The sequence below is a fragment of the Vibrio sp. R78045 genome, from assembly GCF_042466085.1.
GTDB lineage: Bacteria > Pseudomonadota > Gammaproteobacteria > Enterobacterales > Vibrionaceae > Vibrio > Vibrio cyclitrophicus.
In genome coordinates, this window is record NZ_JAXHBS010000013.1 from 854,443 (window position 1) to 868,748 (window position 14,306).

Annotated in this window: 11 protein-coding genes; 3 read left to right on the forward strand and 8 right to left on the reverse strand. The window is 45.9% G+C overall.

Annotation, left to right across the window (positions count from 1 at the left end; genetic code table 11):
• Nucleotides 1-97 precede the first annotated feature (97 nt).
• Nucleotides 98-2,494 (forward strand): hypothetical protein, encoded by a 2,397-nt coding sequence (locus SJY39_RS14425; RefSeq protein ID WP_016793174.1) that lies wholly within the window; start codon nt 98-100, stop codon nt 2,492-2,494.
• 136 nt (nt 2,495-2,630) lie between these two features.
• Here the strand turns inward: SJY39_RS14425 and SJY39_RS14430 are convergent, their stop codons facing one another.
• From SJY39_RS14430 to gcl, 6 genes are all read right to left on the reverse strand, one after another.
• The gene (locus SJY39_RS14430) at nt 2,631-4,067 is read right to left on the reverse strand and encodes an amidohydrolase (RefSeq protein WP_016793173.1); all 1,437 of its coding nucleotides are present in this window, start codon (nt 4,065-4,067) and stop codon (nt 2,631-2,633) included.
• Nucleotides 4,068-4,326: 259 nt separating this feature from the next.
• Nucleotides 4,327-4,935: a TetR/AcrR family transcriptional regulator gene (locus tag SJY39_RS14435; RefSeq protein WP_010432697.1), complete on the reverse strand. Its 609-nt coding sequence runs from the start codon at nt 4,933-4,935 to the stop codon at nt 4,327-4,329.
• A gap of 163 nt (nt 4,936-5,098) precedes the next feature.
• Nucleotides 5,099-6,409, reverse strand: a complete 1,311-nt coding sequence (locus SJY39_RS14440) for a glycerate kinase (protein ID WP_016793172.1) — start codon at nt 6,407-6,409, stop codon at nt 5,099-5,101.
• A 242-nt stretch (nt 6,410-6,651) separates the two neighbouring features.
• Complete coding sequence (locus tag SJY39_RS14445) at nt 6,652-7,548, reverse strand: 2-hydroxy-3-oxopropionate reductase (protein WP_016793171.1); 897 nt, start codon at nt 7,546-7,548, stop codon at nt 6,652-6,654.
• Nucleotides 7,549-7,585: 37 nt separating this feature from the next.
• Nucleotides 7,586-8,362 carry a hydroxypyruvate isomerase gene (hyi, locus tag SJY39_RS14450; RefSeq protein ID WP_010432688.1) on the reverse strand — a complete coding sequence of 259 codons (777 nt, stop codon included), beginning with the start codon at nt 8,360-8,362 and terminating at the stop codon, nt 7,586-7,588.
• A gap of 152 nt (nt 8,363-8,514) precedes the next feature.
• Entirely contained in the window at nt 8,515-10,287 is a 1,773-nt protein-coding gene (gcl, locus tag SJY39_RS14455) for a glyoxylate carboligase (RefSeq protein WP_016793170.1), read from the reverse strand.
• 314 nt (nt 10,288-10,601) lie between these two features.
• Between gcl and aceB the strand changes: the two genes are divergently transcribed.
• Nucleotides 10,602-12,227, forward strand: coding sequence for a malate synthase A (aceB, locus tag SJY39_RS14460; RefSeq protein WP_016793169.1), 1,626 nt, complete (start codon nt 10,602-10,604; stop codon nt 12,225-12,227).
• A gap of 103 nt (nt 12,228-12,330) precedes the next feature.
• On the forward strand, nt 12,331-12,771 hold the full coding sequence (locus SJY39_RS14465) for a heme-binding protein (RefSeq protein WP_008220964.1): 441 nt from the start codon (nt 12,331-12,333) through the stop codon (nt 12,769-12,771).
• A 142-nt stretch (nt 12,772-12,913) separates the two neighbouring features.
• On the opposite strand, the gene SJY39_RS14470 is transcribed toward SJY39_RS14465, so the two are convergent.
• Nucleotides 12,914-13,351 carry a DoxX family protein gene (locus SJY39_RS14470; protein ID WP_010432679.1) on the reverse strand — a complete coding sequence of 146 codons (438 nt, stop codon included), beginning with the start codon at nt 13,349-13,351 and terminating at the stop codon, nt 12,914-12,916.
• Nucleotides 13,352-13,715: 364 nt separating this feature from the next.
• Entirely contained in the window at nt 13,716-14,198 is a 483-nt protein-coding gene (locus SJY39_RS14475) for a MarR family winged helix-turn-helix transcriptional regulator (protein WP_010432677.1), read from the reverse strand.
• Nucleotides 14,199-14,306: the final 108 nt, after the last annotated feature.

Here is a 14,306-nt window from a genome sequence, read left to right on the forward strand (position 1 = left end):
AATATATCCCTAACAGAAAGCCACACCTTATCAAAATTAAGGTGCTGGCTTCTGCTACCCAAAATTTGGCAAATACTAATTTCGACAGGACATCAATATGAGACTTCTACCTATTATTATTTCTCTTTCATTCTCTCCACAGGCTTTTTCTAGCGATTGGCTTGAACTGAACAATTTACCCAATTCAACCGAATACCCAACTTGGGTTCAATCGGCCTATTCCGATGTCGGCGTTCTATCTCGTTCCACATCCGATTTACACATCAACCTCAGTGATTGGATAGCAGAACAAAACCTTTACGTCACTCAACCCTCAAAAATCGTCGTTTTTGCAGATACCATTGAAATTCCAGAGAATTTCAACTTGCTTGTAAACAACCAAAACATCCTTATTTTTGCGCGGAAAATCGTTGGCCAAGGCACGCCGACGTTTGTGCTCGGACAGCAAGGCTCTGCAGCCTCAATTTCTGTGATTGCCGGCGAAATAGAAACACCGATTAATGTACTCGCTTTCCAAAGCGATGGCAGCATTACACGAGATGCCCTAACAGGAAATACAGGAGGTGGTGAATCCGTTGTCTTAGCAGGAGAGCACTACCGAAGAACGACCATTGACTCGAACATTACTGGGCAAATGAAACTGGCTACTGAACCTTTTACAGACATTGTTAATCGCTCGTTTGATATGGCAGCCAGCTTATACGATACCAACCCAAAGCTTAGCCTCGACCTCATCAACTGGATTGAACAGAGCTTGCGTTACTCAGGTTCAGTGGTGGAAGACGATCCGATTCTTTCCGACCTTTACCTACAAACGGTCGCGTTCAAGCAATTCATTAGCTTCAGCACCAAAGAGAGCAATTACGTTCCTTATCTCGACAAGGTGTTATATCAAGATAAATACGAAGCCTATTTGAACGCTATGATCGCGTATCAAACTCAATGGGACATTATTCAAGATAGAAACACGGTCATTGAAGACAAGATTGAAGCCGCCAAGTTAGCACTCGCTAACATCGAAGACGTTCTACGCGCTCAGAGTTCGATCATCACACAAACCCAATCCAACATAGACAAGATAGGCGATAGCCTGACCGAGGTCGATAGCCAATATAAAGCACAAGAACTAGTCACTCTCAGTTCAAAAACCACTTATTTAGTTGGTGTCGAGAATTGGAAAACCCAACAACAACTCAATGCGGCTCTCGCAATATTCAAAGCAATAGCCGAAATTGGAAGTGCCGTGAGTGGGGTATTCACAGGCAACCTTTCTGGTGTGAATGACCTAACCGAGCAATTGGCTAAAACACCTGAAGCATTAGAAAAAGCGAAAAACCTCGTCACCAATATCAAGTCCGTCACAGGCATTATTGATAGCGTGACCAAAACGATTTCTGGCATTTCTCAGTTAACCGCGGATATTAAATCAACCATCAAGCTCCAGAAGGTATCTGAAGCGATGGATGGCTTTAACTTCAACATCCCAACCATCAATGAAAGCAATCTGGCGTGGGATCTGATGATCACCGAGATCCGCAGCAACTTAAGATATGCCGATAGCTTAGGTATCAAAGGATCAAGACAATACCTACTCGAACTCGAAAAGCAGGTTCTGCTCGGTAAGGCAATTAACATCACGCAGCTTAACTTTGCTCACGAGCAAGCGAAGTTGGTAGACCTCTTACTCACCAATAATGTGACTATCAATCAACAACAAAGATTGAACGATGCGATCGAGGGTTATCAAGTAGACACTGACAGCTTCGATTCGATTGAACGTGAACTATCACGAGTGTTGATGCACTTTAAGCGTCCGATGTTCGTTGCTTTGTCTAACTATGTTCAGGCATACGAATATTGGGCATTGAAGCCAAGCGAAGTTACGCCTTCTCTGAATAAAAGCTACTTGGACTACCAGTTTAATTTGGCTACTGTCGAAAGTGAGTATGTAAATGCTCTGTCTTCTTTCCAACCAGCACCACAAGATTTCACCATCGACAACTACACCATTTCTAGCCCCGAGCAACTAGAGAGCTTTGCAACAACCGGACAACTAAACTTCACCATTCCACTAGAACAAGTCCAATTGTGTTCGTTTGACCGCGTTAGGCTTTCCACGGTACGAGTGTTCTTAGAGGGTGAAAACTTACCTTATGGCAAGCAACTCAACCTGCGAGTTTCCAGTTCGGGTAACTATTTAGACCGATATGAGAACAAGGACTATCAGTTCAGTTCTAACCCTGTTTCACGCGCGTTCTATTACCGCCTAGATGATCCAACCACCAACGATGTTAGCATCATCACCGATGGTGCCGTGGCGAATAAATTCGAATACGCCTACTTCCAACCCACTCCGTTTTCATCATGGAATGTCACGCTCAACAACTTTGATAAAACCGAGCAAACGAACAACCAGTACTTAAAAGATGTCGAACAGATTCGCGTCGAATTCTTAGGCAGCGGTATCCCGAATGGCAATAGCTGCTCTAATTAGCTAAGTGCTACTTTAGCTAACCGAAGCGTTGCGTTAATCCAAGAGACCGAGGTTAAGGGGATCAACCACCAACAAAAAGGCCGACGTGGTGTCGGCCTTGTTCATTCAGTTCGATTTTTAGAAACCGATTTACACCTTAATCCATCAAGCTCTTAGACTTAATCGCCTTCTTAGAAAGCTCTTTGGCAAAGGCTTTGATATCAGTTTCAAACTCATCGACGCTTTGACGAATGTCATCCAGTTGAACGGTCTGCATCACTCGATTTTCCATTACGATTTGGCCGTTAACAATAGTGGTGTCGATGTTGCTTGGGTTCGCTTGGTAAACCAAAGTCGCATATGGGTCGTAATTCGGCATCATGTTCGCCGATTGTGTCTCTACAATCACGATGTCTGCTTTCTTACCCGCTTCAAGAGAACCGATTTGGTCTTCCATGTGTAGGGCTTTCGCACCACCTAATGTCGCCATCTCAATCACTTGCTCAGGAATCATGATGGTGCGATCTGAATGCTTTAAGCGCTGCATATTAGCTGCGTAGCTTAGGGTGCGCATGATATCGACTTGGTTTGAACTCATTGGACCGTCTGTTCCTAAGCCAATGCGCATGTCGGCACGATACATCTCCCAAGCAGGCGCAATGCCTGTCGCCCCTTTGGCGTTCGCCATTGGGTTGTATGAGATACCCGCGTCAGCTTGCTTGAGTAGCTTTTGATCGTTCTCTGACAGGTGGATACCGTGAGCAATCACGACACGCTCATCAAGCACACCGATTTCATCCATGTATTCAACTGGCGATGTCGCTTTGGTTTCGTCTTTGATGCGCTTTTCTTCATTCGGGAATTCAGCAACGTGAATCAACACGGGTACATCGTATTGAGCCGACAGTTTATTGATTTCTTGCAGCTTATCTTTGCTCACGGTGTACACCGCGTGTGGTGCATAAGCAGGTGTGATTAACTCATCGTTTTTGTACTGCTCAATAAAGCCTTTGGCATACTCGATGCCGCCGTAAGGTTCTTTGGCATCAACCACTGGGAATTTAATCACGGTTTCACCCAGCACGGCGCGCAGGCCGACTTCTTTGGTCGCCTTAGCCATTTCGTCCATGTGGTAATACATGTCAGTGTAAGTCGTGACACCACTTTGCGCCAACTCGATAGAACCAAGTTTGGTTGCGTTGTAAATCAATTCACGGCTTAGCTTTTCTGCCTCTAGTGGGAAGAAGTAAGCAAACAGACGATTCGAGATGCCCTCTTCCCCCAAGCCACGAAACGCTATCATAGGCAAATGGTTGTGAGCATTGACCATGCCCGGCATAACGATTCCATCTTGAGCGTCAATCACCTTTTCAGCGCGGTATTGAGTAATCAAATCCTCGTTACCAACAGCGATGATCTGGTCATCTTTCACCACAACCACACCGTCTTCAATCACATCCATTTCTGAATTGATTGTTAGAACCTGTCCATTGGTGATGATCAGATCGGCGTTGTATGTTTGCGTCGCGACCGTCGAACCACAACCTGCCAGTAGAACTGTGCTGATGGTGCATGCCAAGCTTTTAAGCGTCATTGCTAAACCTTAATGTTGTGCGTGTAATAAATATAGAAGTCTAATATTAGCTTCTAGCTTTAATAAAAATGAGGTAATTGAATTTTTGCCGATACTATAACGCTAACTTTAAATAAAATGGCATACCTAATCGAGCCAAATTCAAGATAAATAAGTTATTGCACAACAGGTCACAAAAGTAGCTTTGCACATATGCTCACTCACATGCACAAACAAAAAAGGCCTGCAATCGCAGACCTAAATAAACGTTCAAACAACGTTAGCCTTTCACCCCACACCCTTTAATCACTAGCTGGGTGATGAATTCAGCGGCATCTTCATAGTCTTTATCATCGAGCTGCTCTTTCTGCATCACGCTACAAATCTGCCAGCCAAAATCGGCGTAGGTTTGGGTGGCTGCCCAGATGGTGAACATCAGGTGGTGTGCAGGAACGTCATCCATTAAGTCTTGTGCTGACCACGTTGAGAACTTATCGAGGATCATCTGGGATTGCTTATACAGTTCGTCACCAATCTCTTTCGGCAATACTTTAGCGCCAGACATCACTTCGTTTGCAAATACCTTAGAGGCGTGTGGATGGTCACGAGAGATGATCAACTTAGTTTGAATATATTGAGATAGGGCTTCAACAGGGTCGCTGAGCTCTTCAATCGGACGTGACGCTTCCAGTAAGGGCTGAGTGACTGTTTCTAGAACGGCATTGTAGAGCTTATCTTTGGAGCTGAAATAATAGAATACATTAGGTTTAGGGATGTCGGCCGCTTTCGCGATATCAGCCATTTTTGTTGCGGCATATCCATGAGTAGCGAATTGTTCACACGCGACTTCGATGATTAAATCTTGATTCTTTTGTCTGATCCTAGACATATTGCCCCCCTTACAGCTCATCAATAAAACCATAGTAATCAACGTGCTTTATTAGTCCAGAAGATAATTCCAGAACTCAAGGTCACCGCATCGATAACAATAAAATGGCCGCTCTATTTGTTAAGAAGCGACCATTCCATGCCGTGTTTTTGAACTGTTCAAGTTATAGAATCAATATTGCGCGGAAGTCATTCACATTGGTCAACGTCGGTCCCGTGGTAAGAAGCACATCGACTTGCTTGAAGAAATCGTAGCTGTTGTTGGCATCGAGATAGTCTTGCGCTTTAAGCGACAAGCTCGAACCTTGCTGCCATGTTTGTGGGGTAATCCACGCGCCCGCATTGTCCTCCACGCCATCAATCCCATCAGTATCAGCGGCCAAAGCGAAGATATTGTCTTGGCCCTTGAGCTCGTTATATAGACTCAACAAGAACTCACAATTACGCCCACCGCGACCATTTCCCTTAACTGTTACCGTGGTTTCGCCGCCGGAAAGTATCACGCAAGGCGTCGCAAATGGGTGCTTGTGATTGGCCACTTGCTTAGCCAATGCAGCGTGAACTTTCGCAACATCTCGCGCTTCTCCCTCTATACAATCACTCAACAGATAAGCCGGAATGCCTAAGCCTTCAGCTTCTGCTGCAGCGGATTCCAATGCCGACATCGGGGTGGCGATAATATGGTGCTCTGCATTTTTCCAACATACGTCATCTGGCTTTACGGTTTCTGACTCTGGATTATTTAACCATTCAAATGCCGAGCGTGGTGTTTCTATTTGATAACGTTCTAAAATTGCCATCGCATCAAAACGCGTGGTGGTGTCGGGTACGGTTGGGCCAGAGGCAATCACACTGATGTCATCACCCGGCACATCAGAAATCGCCAATGACACAACTCTTGCTGGATAAGCAGCTTTGGCTAAGCGACCGCCTTTTATCGAAGATAGATGTTTGCGAACACAGTTCATCTCATCAATGGCTGCGCCCGACTTGAGCAGCGCCTTATTGATTTGTTGCTTCTCAGCCAAGCTAATGTCGCCACCGGGCAGGCTTAGCAAAGCAGAACCGCCGCCAGACAGTAGACAAATAACGGTGTCGTCAGCACTCAGGCCACTCACTAATTCCAGCATACGTTGGCTCACTTCTAAGCCCATCGCATCCGGGACGGGGTGCGCCGCTTCGATCACCTCAATGTGTTCGCAAGGTGCGGTGTGTTCGTAGCGGGTCACGACGAGACCTTCAAGGTCACGCAGTGCGAGATCTTGCTGTTGCTTTGCTTGCCAAACCGCTTCAAGCTCAGCGGCCATCGACGCGGCTGCTTTTCCTGCGCCAATTACCACAGTTCGCCCAGCTTGGTTAGCTGAGCGGTAAAAAATATCTTGAGGAAGAAAAGGTTCGATGTGATTTTTAGGTAGCGCCTGATTAACAGCACTTGAGAAAAGGGTTTGTAGAAACTGCTTAGCATCAATGTCCATCAGCCACTCCTTAGTTGACGGAGAAAAAAAGAACCCCGATACAAGGCCAAAGGGTGCCTGCTAAGATCAAGTTGGAAAGGAACAACTTCAACCTCTGCCTCGTATCAGGAACGCGTATAAAAGGAGACGAAACTACGCGATTTATAAACAAACTGGTGGGCTACAAATCAATAGCAGCCCGAATTAATTAATGGATAATCGGTTGATTGACTAACCACTAAACGGACAAACCGTTAATTAGATTAACGAATCGAGTGGTCAGAACGTTTCTCAATCGCTTGGATAAGCGCAGAGTGGTCCCAACCTTCGCCGCCCATTGCGGCACACTCGCCAAATAGCTCTTGTGCGTTTGCCGTGTTCGGTAGTGCAACACCCAACTCTTGTGCACCCGTTAGCGCCAGATTCAAGTCTTTCTGGTGAAGTGAGATTCTAAATCCTGGATCAAAGGTACCTTCAACCATGCGCTCACCGTGTACTTCCAATATCTTAGAGTTAGCAAAGCCACCTAATAGAGCCTGACGCACGCGTGCTGGATCAGCACCAGCTTTCGAAGCAAATACGAGCGCCTCAGACACGGCTTCGATATTCAACGCCACGATGATTTGGTTTGCGACCTTACACGTTTGGCCTGCACCGTTATCACCCACCAGCGTAATATTCTTACCCATGATTTCAAATAGCGGACGTGCTTTGTCAAAGGCGTCTTGCTCACCACCCACCATGATAGTCAGCGCTGCATTAATAGCGCCTACTTCGCCGCCGGATACCGGAGCATCAAGGTATGACGCGCCGCCTTCGTTGATTCGAGCTGCGATTGCTTTGGTCGCGATTGGCGAGATCGAACTCATGTCGATAACCAGTTTTCCAGCTGCACCGCCCGCCGTTAGGCCTTTCTCTACGCCGTTGTCACCAAACAGAACATCTTCAACTTGAGGGGTATTCGGCACCATTAAGATAATGATATCCGCTGCTTCAGCCGCTTCTGCTGGTGAATGGCAGACCGTTGCACCCGCTGCCACAAGATCAGCAGGTGCTGCATTAAAGTGATCCGACAGAATCAAATCGTGACCTGCTTTTTGAAGGTTACTCGCCATAGGTTTACCCATGATGCCAGTTCCGATAAATGCAATTTTAGACATGTTGTTCTCCTTAACGTTTGAGGGTTACCAGACGCAATTAACGGTATTGGTGCAGCCAACCAAGGCCTTCTGTCGTTGTCGTTTTTGGTTTGTATTCGCAACCCACCCAGCCTTGATAGCCAAGCTCATCAAGATAATTGAGCACGAATGGGTAATTGATTTCGCCAGTACCCGGTTCGTGTCGGCCTGGGTTATCTGCCAGTTGCACGTGTGCGATTTGGCCAATGTTTTGTTGCATGGTCGGCGTAAGATCGCCTTCCATAATTTGCATGTGATAAATATCGTATTGGATAGAAAGGTTATCGCTCCCTACCTCTTTAATGACCGCTTTGGCTTGCTCTGTGGTGTTCAAGAAGAAGCCCGGAATATCACGGGTGTTGATCGCTTCTATCACTAGGCTGATGCCTTCTGCTGCTAGCGCGTTCGCCGCGTAATGCAGGTTGATCACAAACGCCGATTGCGCGTCTTGTTGGGTCACACCTTGCGGAACAATCCCGGCCAAGCAATTCACTTGTGTACAGCCAAGAGCCTTCGCGTAAGCAATCGCTTTAGGTACACCCGCTTGAAACTCTTCAACTCTTGCTGGGTCTACCGCGATACCGCGGTCGCCAGCGTCCCAATCACCCGCAGGCAAGTTAAATAGCACTTGCTCTAGGTTATTAGCGTCGAGCTTTTGTTTAATCTCATCCGCATCAAAGGCATATGGGAAAAGGTATTCGACACCTTGAAAGCCCGCTTCTGCGGCAGCTTCAAAGCGGTCCATAAAATCAACTTCCGTGAATAACATTGACAAGTTTGCTGCAAATTTTGCCATGACTCTGTCCTTATTCTTTATCTGGTAAAACTATGACGGTTTAGTGAAGCAACGGTTATTTGGTGGAGCTACGGTTGCTTAGCAAGCCTCGCTCTATTGGAGACTTTCCATAGAGCTAAACCTCAGCTCTACGGATACACATGACTTAATGATTACTTGTACGCTAGCGCTGTTGGGGCATCGCCACGGCTTTCGGCAAGCGGTTCAAATTCATTGATGGCGTTGATCTCCACGCCCATCGCAATGTTGGTCACTCGCTCAAGAATCAACTCAACAACAACCGGTACCTTATGCTTGTTCATCAGCTCTTTAGCTTGCTCAAACGCCGCCGCAATTTGGTCTGGCTCACTAACTCGAATCGCCTTACAGCCTAAACCTTCAACAACGGCTACATGGTCAACACCGTAGCCTTCAAGTTCTGGCGCATTCTGGTTATCGAACGCCAGTTGTACACAATAATCGATATCAAATTGACGCTGTGCTTGGCGAATCAAACCTAGATACGAGTTGTTCACCAACACATGAATGTATGGCAGGTTGAATTGAGCACCTACCGCCAGTTCTTCGATCATAAATTGGAAATCGTAATCACCAGAGATGGCAACGATATCGCGATTTGGATCAGCTGCTCTTACACCCAATGCGGCTGGTGTTGTCCAACCTAGTGGGCCAGCTTGACCACAGTTGATCCAGTTACGCGGCTTATAAACATGCAGGAACTGAGCGGCAGCGATTTGCGACAAACCAATCGTGCTCACATAACAAGTTTCACGACCAAATACCTTGTTCATCTCTTCATAAACACGCATCGGTTTCATTGGCGCTTCATCGAAATTGGTTTTACGCAGCATGGTCGATTTGCGTTCCTGACACTCACTTGCCCAAGCATTTCGGTTTGGCAGCTTGCCAGCATCACGCCACTCTTGCGCCACTTCAACCATTAGCTCTAGCGCTGCTTTCGCATCAGAGACAATGCCTAAATCTGGGCAGAACACGCGGCCTATTTGGGTTGGTTCAATGTCTACATGTACGAACTTTCGGCCTTCGGTATAAACATCCACAGAACCGGTATGACGGTTAGCCCAGCGGTTACCAACACCAAACACAAAATCAGAGTTCAGCATGGTTTCGTTACCGTAACGGTGAGAAGTTTGTAGCCCCACCATACCCGCCATTAACTCATGATCATCCGGGATCGATCCCCAACCCATTAAGGTTGGAATAACAGGAACACCAGTGATCTCGGCAAACTGTTGCAACAATTCAGACGCGCCAGCGTTAATCACGCCACCACCCGATACGATCAGCGGTTTTTCCGATTGAGACATCATGGTTAATGCTTTCTCAACCTGCGCGCGTGTCGCTTGTGGCTTATAAGGCTCTAACGGTTCATAGGTATCGATATCAAACTCAATCTCAGCCAGCTGAACATCAATCGGTAGATCAATCAGGATTGGACCCGGACGACCCGAACGCATTAAATGAAAGGCTTTTTGGAATGCGCGTGGCACTTGTGCAGGTTCCAGCACCGTGGTTGCCCATTTAGTGACTGGTTTAGCGATAGATTCAATATCAACCGCTTGGAAGTCTTCTTTATGAAGGCGAGCACGCGGAGCCTGACCTGTGATACATAGGATTGGGATTGAATCTGCAGACGCCGAATAAAGCCCCGTGATCATGTCCGTTCCCGCAGGGCCAGAGGTACCAATACACACACCGATATTGTCTTGATTGGTACGCGTGTACCCTTCGGCCATATGCGATGCACCTTCTACATGTCGAGCTAAGACGTGGTCGATTCCTCCGAGCTTTTTCATAGCCGCATACATAGGGTTTATTGCTGCGCCGGGAACACCAAATGCGATGTCTACACCTTCACGTTTAAGCACTTCTACCGCTGCTTCAATCGCTTTCATAATTGCCATTCGAACCTCCAGTTCAGATTGTATACAATTAAACTAACTTTTGTGTACTATGAATCATACTCAGCATTTATCAAGCCCAAAATGAAACATTTTCATTACATCAGCCCATCGCATTTAGTCCGCACTTACCCTGAAAAGCTTACAATTCATTGCTTTACATAAAATATCTTTACGTAAAAATAAATTACAAAAAGATTAAATGATAAATAAATGTTAAATACCGTTTGATTGTTTACAATTTCTACCATATAAATATCCTTAAAAAGAGAATTTTGTATACAAAATGACATCGTATTGTGTAAAGGAGACAGGCAATGATGAATGACGTGAAAGAGAGAGAAGATGTGCTGTGTATGCAGGTACTTGGGAAGATGGACAACTCCGAGTACAAAGAGATCTTGTCTAAAGATGCATTAAAGTTCTTAGAAGCCCTTGTTAATAAGTTTGGAGATCGCCGTCATACCCTGCTAAATGACCGCGACATAAAACAAGCTCAATATGACAACGGTGAGCTACCTAATTTCAGAAAGGACACCATTTCCATTCGTCAGAATAAAGAGTGGAAAGTGGCGACACCGCCGCCAGAGTTACTGGATCGTCGCGTAGAGATCACCGGACCTATCGAAAGAAAGATGGTGATCAACGCGCTAAATTCAGGCGCAAAAGTCTTCATGTGTTGCTTTGAAGACGCCTCTTCCCCGACTTGGGCCAACATGGTCGAAGGGCAAATTAACCTAAGAGACGCCAACCTTGGCACCATTAGTTACTTCGATGAGAAGAAGCAGAAGCGTTACCAATTAAACGACGATCCTGCATTGCTGATCGCACGCCCACGAGGGATCCACCTTCCTGAGCAATCCATCCAATTCAACAATCAGCCTATCGGCGGTTGCTTGATGGACTTCGCCTTGTACTTTTTCCATAACTATCAGTCACGAGCACAACAAGGCTTAGGCGTTTACTACTACATTCCCAAACTTGAGAGCATGGAAGAAGCACAGTGGTGGGACGATATTTTCAGCTTCACCGAAAACTATTTCCACGTACCCAAAGGCACCATTCGTGCGACGGTTTTGATTGAGACGCTTCCAGCCGTATTCCAAATGGAAGAGATCTTGTACGCAATGCGTGATCATATCGTAGCGATGAACTGTGGCCGTTGGGATTACATCTTCAGCTACATCAAAACGCTGAAAAACCATAAAGATCGTATCCTGCCAGACCGTCACGGAATCGGTATGGATCAAGAATTCCTAAATGCCTATAGCCAGCTGTTAGTGCGTACTTGTCATGCTCGCGGTGCACTGGCGATGGGTGGTATGTCGGCCTTTATTCCAGCAAAAGATCCGCAAGAGATGTCGCGTGTAACTGCCAAGGTTATCGAAGATAAGCAAAGAGAATCTCAGAACGGACACGATGGCACATGGGTCGCGCACCCTGCACTGGTTGATTTGGCAATGTCGATCTTTGATAAGCACTTAGATGGCAAAGTAAACCAAATGGATTTCCAAAGCCCAGAGCATGTGATCAATGCCGACTCGTTGCTAAAACCTTGTGAAGGCAGCCGCGACGAAGCAGGAGTACGTAAAAATATACGCATTGCGCTGTATTACATTGAGGCTTGGATCCAAGGCTACGGTTGTGTGCCTATCTACGGGCTAATGGAAGATGCCGCCACCGCAGAGATCTCAAGAGCCAACATCTGGCAATGGATCCACCACGGGGTAACACTCGATGATGGCCAAACCTTTACCAAATCACTATTCCACTCTTGGCTTTACCAGGAGTTAGACACAATAAAACATGAAGTCGGTGACTCGCGCTACGCAGCAGGTCGATTTGAAGAGACAGCTGATCTTTTCTATCAACTTTCTACAGCCGAAGAGTTCGCTGCCTTCCTAACTTTACCCAGCTATGGGCTATTACAAGAGTCCAGTTAGGACTCTTGTACCGAGCTGAACCAGTCAATGATATTCACAAACAAGAGTAATGATTGGTTGGCTGAGCTTGGTACGTATGCCCCTTGAAAAACTAGGAGATAACATGGGAAGTTTGACTCTACAACAAGCGTTAACCATCATCGATGGCACCTTAAAAGCAGGAAACAAGATCCACACAGAACCTTTGACGGTCGCCGTCTTAGACAGCGGTGGCAAGCTGATTTCTCTGCAACGTCAAGACGGCTCTAGCATGATGCGACCAGACATCGCGATCGCTAAAGCGTGGGGGGCACTCGCACTGGGTTGTTCCTCTAGAAAACTCGCCCAAGATGCTGACAACCGACCAGCATTCATCTCCGCCGTAAACGTGCTGGCACACGGAAACATGGTGCCAGTACCAGGGGGGCTACTGATTCGAGACAAGGATAAAACGGTATTGGGTGCTATCGGCGTGAGCGGTGACATTTCAGACATTGATGAAAGCTGCGCCATTAATGGTATTGGCTGCGCAGAACTGTTCAGTGATGAGATGCTGCAAGCTTAACTCGCTAACTCTCTGTACTTGAAATTCTTAGACAGGAACAAAAAAACCGAAGCGATTAGGCTTCGGTTTTTTGATTCATAAGTTGCGCCAACAACACTAACGAATAACGAATAACGAATAACGTGTGATTAGACAAAGAGCACTAACGAACAAGAACCATTAAGCGCGTCCATTTGGTATCTTGCTTTAGCTTGTTAGACAGCCAGTAATCAACACTAAACGATCCCGCGCCAAGTACCGCTAACGCCAGATACCCACCAGCAACAGAGACATTTTTGTAGAAGTGAATCATTTGACCCGACGAACTTGGGTCGAAGTGAAACATAACACCAGAGACTAAAGAAAAAAATGCAATCGAGAACGCTGTAAAGCGAGTCATAAATCCAGCTAAAATTGCAAGCCCGCCACCGAGTTCAAGCAAGATAACCAAAGGCAACAAGTGAGCACTAACTCCTTGAGATGCCATATATCCCGCGGTTCCTTCATAGCTAAATAGCTTTCCCCAACCCGCTTGAATAAACAAGTAAGCCAATAAAATACGAGCGAAAAAAGTTAGTGTGTCGTTCAATCTAGTGTTCATAGTTCTAAGCCTTGATAAGTTTCATTGCCGATAGGTTATTCGACTTAGCATTAAGATGATAACGAGAAAAATAGAACAACTTGTTTGAAATTTTAGTAGACATGCTCGCATACAAATTACTGACTAAATCCGAAGATTGAACAACCTCAATGCGGTTACCATTGCCTTAAATTCATTAAAACACTTGCTTTGAAAAAGCTAGAGAAGTGCTGGAGAGCCTCGGCTCAACCTAAGCCATCTAAATGAGTCAGAGATGTAAACCCATTTAACAAACACAAAAAAACCGAAGCTCATCACTTCGGTTTTCAAATCAGATTAAGTTAGCTCAGTTCAATAAATTCAGCAAGCCGCTCCAGCCAGTCAATTACTCGTATGCACTCAACCATGTTTTCAGCAGCTGGTTAGTATTTTTCTTCTGGCTCGCAGACAGAGATTTCACAAGCTTCTTCTGCGTTTCAACATGCTCAGTCATCATTTGGTCAATAAGAATAAGACCATCTTTTGTTAACTGAACACTCACGCTGCGTCTGTCTTCTTTACTGTGCTCACGACTGATCAGCCCTTTCGCTTCTAGCTTATCAAGGCGATTGGTCATCGCGCCTGATGTCAGCATCATCGAGCCGATCAATTCTGACGGAGTCAGTCGGTAAGGCTTTCCAGAACGTCGCAACGTCGCCAGCACATCAAACTCACCCAGCTTCATGTCGTATTTTTTATGAAGCTCGGCAACTTGCGTCTCCATATACTTGGCAATACGCATAATCCGGCCCATCATTGCCATAGGCTCAGTTTCTAATTCGGGCTTTTCCTTTGCCCATTGCTCTACAACGCGGTCGATAGCATCCATTTGCAATCTAGCTCCGTGATTAGTCTTGTTTACTTCAAACTAGTTTAACATAAAGATACTTTACAACCACTAGTTCTCAGTATACAGTTCACACAATAGTTATCTTAA

What these genes read in the sequence shown, in the direction of transcription:
- aceB (WP_016793169.1), top strand. Translation starts at nt 10,602, where the DNA reads ATGATGAATGACGTGAAAGAGAGAGAAGATGTGCTGTGTATGCAGGTA.
- SJY39_RS14430 (WP_016793173.1), bottom strand. Translation starts at nt 4,067, where the DNA reads ATGACGCTTAAAAGCTTGGCATGCACCATCAGCACAGTTCTACTGGCA.
- SJY39_RS14465 (WP_008220964.1), top strand. Translation starts at nt 12,331, where the DNA reads ATGGGAAGTTTGACTCTACAACAAGCGTTAACCATCATCGATGGCACC.
- SJY39_RS14470 (WP_010432679.1), bottom strand. Translation starts at nt 13,351, where the DNA reads ATGAACACTAGATTGAACGACACACTAACTTTTTTCGCTCGTATTTTA.
- SJY39_RS14435 (WP_010432697.1), bottom strand. Translation starts at nt 4,935, where the DNA reads ATGTCTAGGATCAGACAAAAGAATCAAGATTTAATCATCGAAGTCGCG.
- SJY39_RS14445 (WP_016793171.1), bottom strand. Translation starts at nt 7,548, where the DNA reads ATGTCTAAAATTGCATTTATCGGAACTGGCATCATGGGTAAACCTATG.
- hyi (WP_010432688.1), bottom strand. Translation starts at nt 8,362, where the DNA reads ATGGCAAAATTTGCAGCAAACTTGTCAATGTTATTCACGGAAGTTGAT.
- SJY39_RS14425 (WP_016793174.1), top strand. Translation starts at nt 98, where the DNA reads ATGAGACTTCTACCTATTATTATTTCTCTTTCATTCTCTCCACAGGCT.
- gcl (WP_016793170.1), bottom strand. Translation starts at nt 10,287, where the DNA reads ATGGCAATTATGAAAGCGATTGAAGCAGCGGTAGAAGTGCTTAAACGT.
- SJY39_RS14440 (WP_016793172.1), bottom strand. Translation starts at nt 6,409, where the DNA reads ATGGACATTGATGCTAAGCAGTTTCTACAAACCCTTTTCTCAAGTGCT.
- SJY39_RS14475 (WP_010432677.1), bottom strand. Translation starts at nt 14,198, where the DNA reads ATGGATGCTATCGACCGCGTTGTAGAGCAATGGGCAAAGGAAAAGCCC.